Source organism: Pseudoduganella sp. R-34 (genome assembly GCF_049904655.1).
GTDB lineage: Bacteria > Pseudomonadota > Gammaproteobacteria > Burkholderiales > Burkholderiaceae_D > Rugamonas.
Map to the genome: position 1 here is coordinate 3,343,335 of NZ_CP184572.1, position 14,351 is coordinate 3,357,685.

A 14,351-nucleotide genomic window follows, 5' to 3' on the forward strand; every position below is an offset into this window, starting at 1 on the left:
ACCCTTGGGTCTGACACTGGTTTACCGGTTTTGGCTAGAATAGGTGCCATGACCTCCAAAAAGCACCTCCAAACCCAGATCATCCACACGGACTACGTGCCGCCCGAAGGCTTCGCCGCCTTCCCCAGCGCGATCCACCACGCGTCCACGGTCCTGTTCAAGAACGTCGCCGCCATGCGTTCCGGCGACTGGAAAGAAAAGAACGCCTATACCTACGGCCTGCACGGCACGCCCACCACCTTCACCCTCGAAGCGCGCCTGGCTGAAATCGAAGGCGGCCAGCACTGCCTGCTGGCCCCCAGCGGCCTCGCCGCCATCGCCATGTGCGACTTCGCACTGCTGAAATCCGGCGACGATGTGCTGCTGCCCGATAACGTCTACAGTCCCAACCGCGATCTCGGCAAATGGCTGACCGCCGATTTCGGCATCACCGCGCGCTTGTACGACCCCATGATCGGCGCCGGCATCGCAGAGCTGATTCAGCCCAACACACGCCTGATCTGGACCGAAGCCCCCGGCTCTGTATCGATGGAAGTGCCTGACCTGCGCGCGATCTGCGACGCGGCCAAGCAGAAGGGCGTGCTGGTCGCACTCGACAATACCTGGTCCGCCGGCCTGGCCCTGCGCGGTTTCGACCTCGGCGTCGACATCGTGATGCAGGCGCTGACCAAATACCAGTCGGGCGGCTCCGACGTGTTGATGGGTGCCCTGGTCACGCGCGATCCGCTGTTGCACGAGCGCCTCAGCATGGCCCACATGCGCCTGGGCATGGGCGTCAGCGCCGACGATACCTACCTCGTGTTGCGCAACCTGCCGACGTTGAAGATCCGCTTCGAGACCCACGACGCCTCCGCGCGCAAGGTTGCAAGCTGGCTGAAGGCCCGTCCGGAAATCCGCAAAGTGCTGCACCCCGCCTTCGAAGATTGCCCCGGCCACGAAAACTGGAAGCGCGATTTCACTGGCGCGGGCGGCCTGTTCTCCGTGCTGTTCGACGAGAAATTCACTGAAGAGCAAACCGACCGTTTCGTCGACTCGCTCAAACTGTTCGGCATTGGTTACAGCTGGGGCGGCGCGCACAGCCTGTGCATCCCCTACCGCATCCAGGCCATGCGCAAGAACTGGAAAGAGAAGGGCACCCTGGTGCGTTTCAACATCGGCCTCGAAGATCCCGAAGACCTGATCGTCGACATCGAGCGCGCGCTGGCAACCATGTAGCTAGTTAGCTATCTATGCGATTGATCAATACTATGGCGTGCGCGTATTGATCGATCATCTCTACTTGCTTACATTGGTCGGACATCAAGCAGGGGAGACCGTCATGCAAATTCTGAAGATTGCAGCAGGCGCCGTGCTGTGTGGCGCTACGTGTTTGATTTCTGCGGCGCCGCCATCCAGCTATATGCCCGTGGTGGCGAAGGAAGATTTCCAGACTACATTTGAACGGATGAAGGCTGCGCGGGCAGGCCTGATGCGCGAACAGGCGGCTTTTCTTGAGAGCCGGTATGACTTGTCGAACAAGCCGGCGAATGGCGTCACCATGTTTCGCGGTAAGCCGGTGCAAGAGGGGATACGGGTCAAACTGCCGCGCGGGGCCACCTGGGACAAGCTGGGCGCAATGAGCCCGGATGAAATCCGCGAGAAAGGCCTGTACCCGCATGGCTTCCTGCCGCTGCCGCACCCGAATCATCCGGAAGGCGGCATGCTGTTCCCGCAGTTCCACATCGACGAAATCAAGAAACAGGAGCAGCGCGACCTGAATCGCTTCGACCTGGCATTCGATTTCCCTGACCACCTGCTGCCGGAATTCCCGGCGCCGATCTTCCTGACCACGCGTCCCGACCTGGGCGACGTATCGAAGGGCAAGCTGCTGACCATCGACAATTTCCACCAGATGTTCAACGGGATACTGAATCCAAAGCAGCTTGAAGGCCTGCGCCTGTTGCTGACGCCGTTCCCGCAGCAGCAGTTCAACCAGACCGAAGACCGTCGCTCCGAACGTCCGAGCCGCGGCGTAACCTGCTTCGACTGTCACGCGAACGGACACACCAACGCCTCAACCCACCTGGCCGGCGACGCGCGGCCGCAGGCATTCCGGCACCGGATCGATACGCCATCGCTGCGAGGCGTGAACCTGCAACGGCTGTTCGGCTCACAGCGCGCATTGAAATCGGTGGAGGACTTTACGGAATTCGAGCAGCGGGCCGCGTATTTCGACGGCGACCCCGTGATCGCAACCAAGAAGGGCGTGAATGTCCTTGAGCGCGGAAGCCAGGTGCATTTCATGGCCGAGTTCCAGGAACTGCTGGATTTCCCACCTGCGCCCAAGCTGGGCGTGACCGGCAAGCTCGATCCGCGCAAGGCCAATGAACAGGAACTGCGGGGCCAGGCGCTCTTCTTCGGCAAGGCCCAATGCGCCACCTGCCATATGCCGCCGCATTACAGCGACAACATGATGCACAACCTGCACACGGAGCGCTTCTTCGAACCGCACGAAGTGAAGGGCGCGATGATGGTGGGCGACGGCCCGATCAAGACTTTCCCGCTCAGGGGCATTAAGGAATCGCCACCCTATCTGCACGACGGGCGGTTGTTGACGCTCGAGGATACGGTGGAATTCTTCAACCTGATCCTCGAGACGAAAATGACAGCGGCAGAGAAGGCCGACCTGGTGGCCTTCCTGCGCACTTTATGAATTGCCGACAGGGACGTTGTTATTCAGGGCGGTGATGCCGCGAATCAGGCGGTAGATCTTCCACAGCCAGGCTCCGACCCAGACCAGCCAGGCCAGTGGAATGCCGAAAATGGTGATGAAAAGGAGCCAGCCGACGGCGATCCACACCAGGTACCACCAGAACGAGCGGATCATCCAGCCATGGTGGCTGTGGACGAAGGTGCCGGCGCTGTCATCGCGTTTGATGTAGTTCAGGATCAGTGGAATAAAGGACGCGGCCCCGAGCGTGAAGAACACGCTCAGGCCGTGGCCGAGGTAAAGCCAGAAAGCCCAATCCTTGGCGGAACGGGTCTGGTCATCGAAAACGAGTTCTTGTGCCATATCGGCTCCTCACAGTTTGCGACCGTCGTAATGCTGGACAGGGTAGGCGTCCAGTTCGATGTCCTCCAGTACGCGAGCGTTGACGGCAGCCATTTCGCTGCCATTTGGAGCAGTGCCCTCGCCGTAGGTGTGGATGCCGCACTTAGGGCAGAAGCGATGCTTGATCACGTGCTTGTTGAAGACGTAGCTTGCCTGGTCTTCTTCGCGCGTCAGCAGTTTCAGGCTGGTGCGCGGAATGAACCACATCAATGCGCCTTTGCGCTGGCAGATGGAGCAGTTGCAGGCTACCAGCCCTTCGATATCGCCTTCTGCTTCAAATTTCACATTGCCGCAATGGCAGCTTCCCTTGTACAGCATTTTTCTCCTCCGGTTAGAATAATTAGCTTGGCGCTAATGATAATGTAATTGCAAGAGGAGTGGGCAAAATGGCGGGTCCGTTGCAGGGAATTAAAGTTATCGAGATTGGAACGCTGATTGCGGCGCCGTTTGCGGCGCGGCTGATGGCGGAATTCGGGGCGGAAGTGATCAAGATCGAGGCGCCGGGCGAGGGCGATCCGATCCGCAAATGGCGCAAGCTGCATAAAGGAACCTCGCTGTGGTGGTATCTGCAGTCGCGTAACAAGAAGTCCATCTCCATCAACCTGAAGGCGCCGGAGGGCATCGCGCTGGTCAAGCAATTGTGCGCGGATGCCGATGTGCTCATCGAGAACATGAAGCCAGGCGCGCTCGAGAAGCTTGGCCTTGGCTGGGATGTGCTGCATGCGCTGAATCCCAAGCTGACCATGGTGCGCATTTCCGGCTACGGCCAGACCGGCCCGTACAAGGACCGGCCGGGCTTCGGTGCCATTGGTGAGGCGATGGGCGGGATTCGCTATACCACGGGCGAGGCGGGCGGCGTGCCGGCACGCGTGGGCGTAAGCCTTGGCGACTCGCTGGCCTCCTTGCATGCCGTGATGGGGGCGCTGATGTCTGTGCTGCGGGTGAAAATGGGAAATGGCGATGGCCAGGTGGTTGATGTGTCGCTGGTCGAGAGCGTGTTCAACCTGATGGAATCCCTGGTGCCCGAGTACGATCTGCTTGGCCATGTGCGCGAGCGCAGCGGCGGTGCGTTGCCCGGTATCGCACCTTCCAATACTTACCCGACGCGCGACGGTTCGTACGTGGTCATTGCCGGTAACAGCAACCCGATCTACAAGCGCCTGATGCACGCAATCGGCCGCACCGACATGGCGGAAGACCCCCAATTCGCGCAAAACGACGGCCGCGCGGCGCAGGAAAAGCTGATCGATGCTGCGATCGCCGGCTGGACTTCGGCGCATACGATCGACGAAGTACTGGCAATACTGGAGCGCGCCGAAGTGCCTGCGGGCCGCATCTATTCGGTAAAGGATATCGTCGCCGACCCGCATTACCAGGCGCGCGATATGCTGCTGGATGCCGAGTTGCCGGATGGCGTGCATGTGAAGATGCCGGGCATCGTGCCCAAGCTCTCTGAGACGCCTGGCGAAGTGCGCTGGCAGGGACCGACGCTGGGTGAGCACACCGACAGCGTGCTGTCTGTGTTGGGCATGACGACTGCGGAAATTGCCTCGCTACGTCAACGTGGCATCGTAGCGTAACTGACGACCGGATCACCGTTATGTTTACATTATTTCGCACGCCTTCGTGGCCTGGCCAGTCGCTGCTGCGCCGTTGCGGCTACATTGAGTCGAAACTTCCGGCGAGCCCGCTTTATAGCTTTGCACCCGGCGACCTGGTGTTTCGACGAAGTGCCAACCCTGACACTAAGATTACTTCGTAAGCAGTTTTATGAGAAAGCTTAAGGATTCGGTCGGAGTCGTGGCCAAAATCGACTTCATTCGTGGCTACGACGCATATGCCGCGATGCTGGAAGGTACGCCGTACCTGGCACGTCGGTTCCGACTGCTTCAGGAAAAGAAGGTCATGGAAGGGCGGGGCCAATTTGTGTATGGCCTGGAGTTGCTCGAACAGGAAATCGCTGTGCTTCCTAAAGACACTGGACGCTGGGCACCCAACGAACGGTGGTCGGCCAAGCTGGTTTGGGACGAGGATTTCCAGCGTGCGGTGCGGCGCTACGTCATCGTCCATTGGTACCAGGAAGCCGACGATCCGATGCAGCGATTGGCTTATATCGTCGAGTCCATGGCCCTGAATGACTACGGCAATGAAGAAGCTTTTGAGATCGACTAGGCGAGAAGGGGAGACGATTGATCGCAATGAATTCCAACGAGGCTTGTCATCCGCTTCGACTTCCTCCAAGCATCCCTGCCGAATTGGAGGGGTACGAGTGGGTGCCTAATACTGTTGGTCAATCTGGGGGGGCGGTCTACCGCCTTTGCGGTAAGGAGGGGGCTCCTGACATGTTTTTGAAGTATGGCGAAGGTGTACTCGCAGACGATATAAGTGACGAGATGGCGAGACTACGCTGGCTGGGCGGACATGTGCCCGTGCCGAAAGTCGTGCATTTCGTTCGCACTTCCAATGAGGCATGGCTACTGATGTCTGAGGTGCCCGGAGAAAGCGCCTACCAGGTCATGGCGTCGTGTCCGGATCACCGCATCGCGATCGTCGACGCCATTGCGAAGTTTCTGCGGCGGCTACACGCAATCCCGATCGGTGACTGCCCGTTCACAAGCAATCACGAATATCGACTGCTCCGTGCGCGAGCACGCATCGATGCAAACCTGGTGGACGAAGACGATTTCGATGAGGATCGCGAAGGCTGGACTGCTGAACAGGTTTGGGGTGCCATGCAAAGTCTGCTGCCGCTCGCGCCTGATCCAGTCGTCACCCACGGTGACTTCTCACTGGATAACATTCTCCTGCAGGACGGGAAAGTCGTTGGCTGCATTGACGCCGGCCGGGCCGGCATCGCTGATCGCTACCAGGATCTTGCCATCGCCTGGAATTGTCTTGGAGAGTTCGGCACGCCGCTCCAGAGACGATTTCTGGCGCAATATGGCGTGCACGATCCTGATCCATCAAAACTGCAATTTCATTTGATGCTGGATGAGCTATTTTGAGTCGGACGCAGATCGAAAGCCGGGGTCAGGTCTGGCAATCGGACATCTTTTCCGTAATGCGAAAAGGATGGCGGATTGCCAGACCTGACCCCGACTTTTAATGCGCTAGCAGGTTGAGGATGCCGTCCAGGCCGACGAAGTTGAGGGCGACGTTGGCTTGTTCGCGGACCACGGGCTTGGCGCGGAAGGCGACGGACAGGCCGGAAATGCCCATCATCTTCAGGTCGTTGGCGCCGTCGCCCATGACGATGGCTTGCTCGGGGAGGATGCCGATGGCAGCGCAGACGTGTTCGACGGTGTCGCGCTTGACGGTAGCGTCGACGATCTCGCCGATCACTTTGCCGGTCAGCTTGCCGTCGACGATTTCCAGTTCGTTGGCGCGGGTGAAGTCCAGGCCGAGGCGGGTTTTCAGGCGTTCGGTGAAGAAGGTGAAGCCGCCCGATACCAGCAGGGTTTTCAGGCCGGCGGCTTGGACGGCTTTCAGCATCTCCTCGGCGCCCGTCGACAGGCGCAGGCGTTCGTCGTAGACGCGCTCCAGGGCGGCGGCGTCAAGGTCTTCCAGCAGCGCTACGCGGCGGCGCAGGCTTTCGGAGAAATCGAGTTCGCCGCGCATGGCGGCCTCGGTGATTTCGGCGACTTGCGGCTTCAGGCCCTGCATGTCGGCGATTTCGTCGATGCATTCGATGGTGATCAGGGTCGAGTCCATATCCATCGCCACCAGCTTGAATTCGTCCAGGCGGCGCACGCCCATCATGTAGGTGGCGTCGAGCTGGGCTGCCTGGGCTGCGATCTCGATGGTCTGGCGCAGCGCTGGCGTGAAGCTGATTCCTTCGCAGCGCAGGGCGTTGTCGGAAACGGTTACCACGTTTTTCGGCGCGGTCAGGGCGGCAATGCGCTGCAGGCGGGCGGCGCAGTCGCCGACGCCCTGCAGCACAAGGTTCATGGTCATGTCGTTGTTCATGTCAATTGTTTGATGGCGGTCTTGATCTGGTTCACGCGGGCCGCCAGGTCAGGCATGTTCGCTGTGATCTTGAGCTTGTCCTGTCCGTTCAGCTTGATGTGGCGCTGATTCTGGATCAGGTGGATGATGCGCATCGGGTCGATCGGCGGCTTGGGCATGAACTGCAGGTTGACCGCTTCGGTGTGGGCATCGATCTTGATGATGCCGACGGTCTTGGCGGCGATGCGCAGGCGGTGGGTTTCCACCAGGGCCTTGGCGGAATCGGGCAGTTTGCCGAAGCGATCGATCAGCTCCTCCTGCAGGTCGTCGATTGCGTTCTGGGTTTCGCAATTGGCCAGGCGTTTGTAGATCGACAGGCGTTCGTGCACGTCGCCGCAGAAGTCCGCTGGTAGCAGGGCTGGCGTGTGCAGGTTGATTTCGGTGGTGGTGGCAAGCGGCGCGGCCAGGTCGGGCTCTTTGCCTGCCTTCAGTGCGCGCACAGCTTCGTTCAGCATGTCGGTGTAGAGCTGGAAGCCTACTTCCAGCATTTCGCCGGACTGGTTTTCGCCCAGCACTTCGCCGGCGCCGCGGATTTCCAGGTCGTGCATCGCGAGGTAGAAGCCGGAGCCCAGTTCTTCCATCTGCTGGATGGCGTCGAGGCGGCGCTGCGCCTGCTTGGTCATGCCTTGCACGTCGGTCACCAGCAGGTAGGCGTATGCCTGGTGGTGCGAACGGCCGACACGGCCGCGCAGCTGGTGCAACTGCGCCAGGCCGAACTTGTCGGCGCGGTGCATGATGATGGTGTTCGCGGTCGGCACGTCGATACCGGTCTCGATAATCGTGGTGCACAGCAGGATGTTGTAGCGCTGCGCCACGAAGTCGCGCATCACTTTTTCCAGGTCGCGTTCGTGCATCTGGCCGTGGGCGACGGCGATGCGCGCTTCGGGCAGCATTTCCGTCAGCTTGGCCAGGCGGTTCTGGATGGTTTCGACTTCGTTGTGCAGGAAGTAGACCTGGCCGCCGCGCTTCAATTCTCGCAGCACGGCTTCGCGGATGATGGAGTCGTTCTCGCTGCGCACAAAAGTCTTGATGGCCAGTCGCTTTTGCGGCGCGGTGGCGATCACGGAGAAGTCGCGCAAGCCTTCCAGCGCCATACCGAGCGTGCGCGGGATCGGCGTGGCGGTCAGGGTCAGCACGTCGACTTCGGCGCGCAGGGATTTCAGCGCTTCCTTCTGGCGCACGCCAAAGCGGTGTTCTTCGTCGATGATGACCAGGCCGAGGCGGTCGAACTTGACGTCGTCCGACAGCAGCTTGTGGGTGCCGATCACGATGTCCAGCGTGCCGTCCTGCATGCCCTTGATGGCGTTGGCGATTTCCTTGCCGGTGCGGAAGCGCGACATTTCGGCGATGCGCACCGGCCAGTCGGCAAAGCGGTCGGCAAAGGTCTGGGCGTGCTGTTCGGCCAGCAGGGTGGTTGGCGCCAGCAGGGCAACCTGCTTGCCGCCCATGACGGCGATGAAGGCTGCGCGCAGCGCCACCTCGGTCTTGCCGAAGCCCACATCGCCGCATACCAGGCGGTCCATCGGCTTGCCGGAGGTCATATCCTTGATCACGTTGCCGATGGCGGCTGCCTGGTCCGGCGTTTCGTCGAAGCCGAAGCTGTCGGCGAAACGTTCGTAGTCGTGCGAGGAGTAGTCGAACGAGTGGCCCTGGCGCGCGGCGCGGCGGGCGTACAGGTTGAGCAATTCGGCGGCAGTGTCGCGTACCTGTTCGGCGGCTTTGCGCTTGGCTTTGTCCCACTGGCCGGAACCGAGGGTGTGCAGCGGTGCGTCGTCCGGCGAGGCGCCGGAGTAGCGCGAGATCACGTGCAGCTGCGACACCGGCACGTACAGCTTGCTCTCCTTGGCGTATTCCAGATGCAGGAATTCGGTTTCGCCTTCGCCCAGGTCCATGCTGACCAGGCCCATATAACGGCCAATGCCGTGGTTGATGTGCACCACCGGGTCGCCGATCTTGAGTTCGGACAGGTCGCGCACCATCGATTCGACTTGCGTGACCGCTTCCTGTTTCTTGCGGCCGGCGCGGCGGCCGCTGCCGGCATACAGCTCGGTTTCGGTGATGAAGGCCAGGCCGTCATCGAGCTCAAAGCCGGCATGTAGGGGCGCGACGCCCAGCACCAGCTTGGCGTCGCTGGCCAGGAAACCGTCGAAGCCTTCGATCAGGGCCGGCGACAGGTCGAATTCGGCGAAGTACTGCTGCAGCGTTTCGCGGCGGCCGTTGGTTTCGGCGCAGATCATCACGCGCCGGCCGGACTGCATCAGGTAGGCGCGCAGGTTGGTCAGCGGGTCGTCCAGGTGGCGGTTGACGGCGATGTTCGGGATCGGCGCCGACAGTTCCGACGACGGCAGCGACATGTCGCGCGAGATGGCGATGCGCGGATGCGGCTTGGCCAGGATGAAGAACTGTTCGTCGCCGAGGAAGATGTCCTGCGGCGGCAGGATAGGGCGCTCGCGGTCGGCCTTCAGGAATTTGTAGCGCGATTCGGTGTCGGCCCAGAAGCGCTTGATGGCGGCGTCGATATCGCCCACCATTGCCACGCTGGCTTCTGCCGGCAGGTAGTCGAAGAAGGTCGCGGTTTCGTCGAAGAACAGCGGCAGGTAGTATTCGATACCGGCGGAGGCGATGCCGCTGCTGATGTCCTTGTAGACCACGGCGCGCGACGGGTCGCCTTCAAAAGTCTCGCGCCAGCGGCTGCGGAAAGCGGTGCGCGATGCTTCGTCCATCGGGAATTCGCGGCCTGGCAGCAGGCGCACTTCCTTGACCGGATACAGCGAGCGCTGGGTGTCGGCGTCGAAAGTGCGGATGGTTTCGATGGTGTCGCCGAACAGGTCCAGGCGGTACGGCAGGGCGGAACCCATCGGGAACAGGTCGATCAGGCCGCCGCGCACGGAATATTCGCCGGGTGACATCACCTGGCTGACGTGGGTGTAGCCGGCCAGGGTCAGTTGCGACTTCAGTTTTGCCTCGTCCAGCGACTCGCCCTGCTTGAAGAAGAAGGTGTAGGCGGCCAGGAAAGAGGGCGGCGCCATGCGCACCAGGGCGGTGGTGGCAGGAATGATGGCCACGTCGCACTGGCCGGTCTGGATCTCATGCAGGGTTGCCAGGCGCTCGGATACCAGGTCCTGGTGCGGCGAGAAGGCGTCGTAAGGCAGGGTTTCCCAGTCGGGCAGCAGGTGGCAGCGCAGGCCGCCATTGGCGAACCAGGGGATTTCGGCCAGCAGGCGCTGGCCGTCGCTGGCCTGGGCCACGACCACGGCCAGCATCTGGCCGCGAGCTTTCAATTCGAGTGCCGTTTGCGCCAGCGCGTAGGCGTCACCGGAGCCGAACAAATTAGGCAACGCGAAGCGGTTGCCGGGCTTGGGAAGTGCTTTTTTGAAGTCGAAGGGCATGCAAACGTGGCGCTAACTGAGGAGACACTAATATGCTGGCCCCACATTATAGTGCAAGCACCTATTCGTAGGCGCCCAGCCGTTTTTGTTCCGATGATGTAAAAAGATTATCACGCAGCTGCTGGATCGCAGCCTGGTTTTCGCCCAGGCCGGCGCTGGCAGCACGGTAGGCGGCGATCCGGCGCAGCCAGGCGGCTTGTTCGCGGTCGAGTTGGGCCAGCCGGTTGGCGCCTTGCGGGTCGAATGCTGCTGCGCGCAGGCGGAAGATGTCGTCTTCGCTGGCGCCGCCATTGCGGGCGGCTTCGACCTGCTGTTCCAGGTTCAGCACGCGCTGCGGGGCGGCCCGCTCTTCCTGCAGGGCGGGCGGCAGCTTGCGGTCCAGCTCTGCCAGCTTTTGCAGGCGCTGGCCGGGCGTCAGCGACTTGTCGTCCACCAGTTCCAGGCGGGCGATGGCATCCTGGTCGCGGGCATCGGTATCGCCGAACAGGCCGGCGGCTTCGGCCGGGCTGAAATAGCGCTTGCGCAATTCCTGCATGGCGAGCAGGCGCTGGCGGGCGGCGGCGGCGAATGCGGTGCCGGCAGCGGGCGCGCTCACGTCCTGGCCTGCCTCGGCCAGGGCGCGTTTGTAGGCCAGGTATTGGCCAAGCAGGCGCCTGGCTTCGGTCGCCGCAGCGGGCTTCAGGCGCCGCGCCAGCTCTTGCTCGATGCCGGCGCGGATGGCCGGTAGCTCCGCTTCGCCCAGCGCGGACAGGTAGTAGTCGAACAGGTGGCGCAATTCGGCGTCGACCTTCAGCGCGTCGCCGGCGGCGCCCAGCCGGCCATCCGGCTCGGTGCCGGCCATGGAGGGAACGAAGGGGAACGGCGCCGGACCGGTCCTCTGCGGCATTGGCGGCGCGGCGGCCACGGGCGATTGCGCTGGCGGCGTGCTGCCGCCAGTCGCCCAGAGTGCGAGCGCCCCGGCTGCGGCCAGCGCGAATGCCATCAAGCCCGCCCGGCCGCGGGCGCTCACAGGCCCATTCCTTGCAGGCGGTTGGCGTGCTGGCGGAACAGCGTCACCGGGCTGGTCTCGAACAGGTGGGTGATGCCGACCATCTGGTTGACTTCGTCGAGGTGGTTCATCCAGTAGTCGTCGCGGATCACGCGGCCGAGGTGGGACGAGCAGCTCGCGACCAGGCCATCGTTTTTGGCGCCGCCAAAGGCGATCGAAGTGACTGCGAGGAAGGGATCGGCGGGATCGAAGACGTTGGTATAAGGAGTGGCACCGCTCCAGGAGAAGTAATAGACGCCGTTGGCCTGGTGCGCGCCTTCGCCGCAGCTTGTCGTCGGCAGGCCGGCGGGATGGCGGGCATTGAAAGTCGCGGTGCCGGCAGTGCTGAGCGACTGGGCCGCCGCGTAGGCGTCCTGGGGCAGCGACGGGCTGCCGGAAATCAGGCCGAGGAAGCCGCCCAGCGCGTTGCCGACACTGTAGACCAGGTCCGGGGCCGCGCCCACCAGCACGTCCGCCACCTTCGAGCCCTTGTTCACGCCGCCGATGCTGGTCACCGAGGCCACCAGGTCCGGCCGCACCGAGGCCACATAGCGCGAGGTCGGACCGCCGTGGCTATGGCCAATCAGGTTGACCTTTTCCGCACCGGTTGCCGCCAGGATCTGGCGCACCTGGAACAGGAGCTGTTCACCGCGCACTTCCGTGCTGTTGGCTGCCGAAACCGACGTCACATAGACCCGCGCCCCTCCGCTGCGCAGCGCGCCGGGAACGCCGTAAAAGTATTCGAGCGGGCCCAGGCTGTCGAAGCCGAACAGGCCGTGGACCAGGACGATGGGGTAGCGGGTTTGCGTGTAGCCGGTTGCGGAAGCGGGGATTGCGACGATTGCGGTGAACGCGATGAACAGTACCGAAAGCAGCTGCCGGACGAACTTCTTCATAAAGCCTCCTGTGCTGATGGGTTGTTGGAGAGCCCAATCTAGCATCGGCGGCGAGGCGCGCGACAACATCGCTGAATTAGCACGGTGGGTTCCTTCAGTGCCAAAGCACTTTGTTGCGTAGAAGGCGCGCGGAAGCGGTATTTCGTTGGCGAAGGGGAATATTTCAGGCCGGATAAAGCAGCAGGATGGCCGTGATGTTATCGCGGCTGCCATCCTGCTTGGCTTTTTCGACCAGGGCCGCACAGGTTTCAGGCAGGTTATCTGGTCCGGCCTGGGACAGCAGCGCGGACAGGGCCTCCTGCTCCGAAGCGCCATACAAGCCATCACTGCACAACAGGTAAAGGTCGCCCGGCGCCGGCTGATGCGAGAACACGTCCGGCCGCACCTCTTCGCCCGGCCCGATCGCCTGCAGCAGCAGGTTGCGCGGCGGCAGGATGCCCTTCATGCCGGCTTCCAGCGCCTGCTGGTACAGGGTCTGGTCGTGCGTAAGCTGGACCAGTTGCCCGTTGCGGTAGCGGTAGATGCGGCTGTCGCCGACGTGGAAAATGAAGGCCGGACCGTCCGCGTGCGGCTGCCACATGCCGGTCAGCGTCGTCCCCATGCCATAGCCATCTGCCAGGCCGGCGGCCGCATTGTTGCGGAACAGGGTGGTGTTGGCAAACAGGACTGCCTCATGCAGCTGGCGCAGAGCCTCGGCATCGCTGCCCGGTACATGCTGGGCGCGCAGGTGCTTCCACACCAGCAGCAAGGCTTCGGTGCTCGCGATGTCGCCGCCGACATGGCCGCCCATGCCGTCGGCGACGGCAACAAGGTGCAAGTCCGGCAGCAGGAGCAGGTTGTCCTGGTTGCTGGGGCGTACCGTGCCGACGTCTGTCAAGCCATAGGCCAGGCCCATGGTCATCTGCTGCAATACCGGCGGCGACAGCGGGATCATTTGATTTGCTCCGCAAACTGCAGCACGCGGGCCGGCGGCATCATGCCGAGCTGGCGTGCCACGTCCATGTTGACGAGGTAAGAGTAGCTGCCCGGCGTTTCGATCGGAAGCGCGGCAGCCTTGACGCGATGGTACAGGATCTGGGCGGCTTTATGGGCAGTCAGGCGTCCCACGTTCGCATATCCGGCGACCAGGCCAAACAGGGCGCTGCCGTCGCGCAGCGCCACTTCAGCGGCGGAAAATACCGGCAGGCCAAGCGCCAGAGCGGCTTCCGTGACCAGGATGCGCTGCGAAGCGATGAAACTGTCGGGGCCAATATAAAGCAACTGCACCCTGTGTTCGGCCAGGTCCGCCAGCAGGCCCGGAATCGCGTCGGCGCGCGGCTGCCCTTGCGCGTCCAGCGGAAGCGGATGGGGCGTGAATTCGGCGCCCACCCGCTCTGCTTCGGCGCGCATTTCGCGCATGGCGACCCGTGCGTTCACTTCGTTGGGATTGAAGATTGCTGCGATGCGGTCGAAACGGCGGTAGCTGCGGATGGCGGCCATTTGCTGACGGGCCGGCACCACGTGGCTGACGCCGGTCAGGTTGCGCCCGGACGAGGCGAGGTTTCGCGCCAGCCCGGCCGCGATCGGTGCGGAGACCATGGTGAACACGATGGGAATCTCAAATTCCCGGGCTGCCACCGCCAGGCTTACCGGCGTGCCCCAGGTGTAGATCAGGTCCGCATGCCAGGCGCGGGCTTCTTCGAGCAGGGTCGGCACGCGAGAGGAGTCCATGTCAACGCTGCGCACCACGAATTCAGGCTGCAGGCGCTTGTCCTTGAACCATTGGAGAAAGCCGGCTTCAACGTCGGTCTCGCCGCGGAACAGGATCATGTAGATGCGCGGGACATGCGGGCTCGCGCTGTGCGCGCAGGCCGCGGGGGCGAAGGCCGCCAGCGGCGCCAGCGCTGCCGCGGCGCCGAGCAGGCGCCGGCGCCGGAACGATGGAGCCCTTTGGCCCGGCATGT

General features: G+C 62.6%; 13 protein-coding genes. 5 read left to right on the forward strand and 8 right to left on the reverse strand.

What is annotated here, in order from left to right; all coding sequences use genetic code 11:
* The first annotated feature begins 48 nt into the window (after nt 1–48).
* Nucleotides 49–1,215, forward strand: a complete 1,167-nt coding sequence (locus tag ACN9MW_RS15480; RefSeq protein ID WP_426172025.1) for a cystathionine beta-lyase — start codon at nt 49–51, stop codon at nt 1,213–1,215.
* Between the two features lie 103 nt (nt 1,216–1,318).
* Nucleotides 1,319–2,692, forward strand: a complete 1,374-nt coding sequence (locus tag ACN9MW_RS15485; protein ID WP_426172027.1) for a hypothetical protein — start codon at nt 1,319–1,321, stop codon at nt 2,690–2,692.
* On the opposite strand, the gene ACN9MW_RS15490 is transcribed toward ACN9MW_RS15485, so the two are convergent.
* Both ACN9MW_RS15490 and ACN9MW_RS15495 read right to left on the reverse strand, forming a co-directional pair.
* The gene (locus ACN9MW_RS15490; protein WP_426172028.1) at nt 2,687–3,052 is read right to left on the reverse strand and encodes a DUF4870 family protein; all 366 of its coding nucleotides are present in this window, start codon (nt 3,050–3,052) and stop codon (nt 2,687–2,689) included. The genes ACN9MW_RS15485 and ACN9MW_RS15490 overlap by 6 nt on opposite strands.
* Before the next feature lie 9 nt (nt 3,053–3,061).
* Complete coding sequence (locus ACN9MW_RS15495) at nt 3,062–3,409, reverse strand: GFA family protein (protein ID WP_426172030.1); 348 nt, start codon at nt 3,407–3,409, stop codon at nt 3,062–3,064.
* Between the two features lie 68 nt (nt 3,410–3,477).
* Here ACN9MW_RS15495 and ACN9MW_RS15500 point away from each other — a divergent pair, with 68 nt between their 5' ends.
* The 3 genes from ACN9MW_RS15500 to ACN9MW_RS15510 all read left to right on the forward strand — a co-directional run bounded on the left by ACN9MW_RS15500 (nt 3,478) and on the right by ACN9MW_RS15510 (nt 6,096).
* Entirely contained in the window at nt 3,478–4,671 is a 1,194-nt protein-coding gene (locus ACN9MW_RS15500; RefSeq protein ID WP_426172031.1) for a CaiB/BaiF CoA transferase family protein, read from the forward strand.
* A 190-nt stretch (nt 4,672–4,861) separates the two neighbouring features.
* Nucleotides 4,862–5,263 (forward strand): hypothetical protein, encoded by a 402-nt coding sequence (locus ACN9MW_RS15505; RefSeq protein ID WP_426172033.1) that lies wholly within the window; start codon nt 4,862–4,864, stop codon nt 5,261–5,263.
* A gap of 26 nt (nt 5,264–5,289) precedes the next feature.
* A complete protein-coding gene (locus ACN9MW_RS15510; RefSeq protein WP_426172205.1) occupies nt 5,290–6,096 on the forward strand; it encodes an APH(3')-I family aminoglycoside O-phosphotransferase in 807 nt (268 codons plus the stop codon).
* A gap of 97 nt (nt 6,097–6,193) precedes the next feature.
* On the opposite strand, the gene serB is transcribed toward ACN9MW_RS15510, so the two are convergent.
* The 6 genes from serB to ACN9MW_RS15540 form a co-directional block, all read right to left on the reverse strand.
* Nucleotides 6,194–7,039: a phosphoserine phosphatase SerB gene (serB, locus tag ACN9MW_RS15515; protein WP_426172207.1), complete on the reverse strand. Its 846-nt coding sequence runs from the start codon at nt 7,037–7,039 to the stop codon at nt 6,194–6,196.
* A 14-nt stretch (nt 7,040–7,053) separates the two neighbouring features.
* Nucleotides 7,054–10,485, reverse strand: a complete 3,432-nt coding sequence (gene mfd, locus ACN9MW_RS15520; RefSeq protein WP_426172035.1) for a transcription-repair coupling factor — start codon at nt 10,483–10,485, stop codon at nt 7,054–7,056.
* 61 nt (nt 10,486–10,546) lie between these two features.
* Entirely contained in the window at nt 10,547–11,494 is a 948-nt protein-coding gene (locus tag ACN9MW_RS15525) for a lipase secretion chaperone (RefSeq protein ID WP_426172036.1), read from the reverse strand.
* Nucleotides 11,491–12,408 carry an esterase/lipase family protein gene (locus ACN9MW_RS15530; protein WP_426172037.1) on the reverse strand — a complete coding sequence of 306 codons (918 nt, stop codon included), beginning with the start codon at nt 12,406–12,408 and terminating at the stop codon, nt 11,491–11,493. The genes ACN9MW_RS15525 and ACN9MW_RS15530 overlap by 4 nt, the downstream gene beginning before the upstream one ends.
* A 163-nt stretch (nt 12,409–12,571) precedes the next feature.
* Nucleotides 12,572–13,342 (reverse strand): PP2C family protein-serine/threonine phosphatase, encoded by a 771-nt coding sequence (locus ACN9MW_RS15535; protein WP_426172039.1) that lies wholly within the window; start codon nt 13,340–13,342, stop codon nt 12,572–12,574.
* Complete coding sequence (locus tag ACN9MW_RS15540; RefSeq protein WP_426172040.1) at nt 13,339–14,349, reverse strand: ABC transporter substrate-binding protein; 1,011 nt, start codon at nt 14,347–14,349, stop codon at nt 13,339–13,341. The genes ACN9MW_RS15535 and ACN9MW_RS15540 overlap by 4 nt, the downstream gene beginning before the upstream one ends.
* Nucleotides 14,350–14,351: the final 2 nt, after the last annotated feature.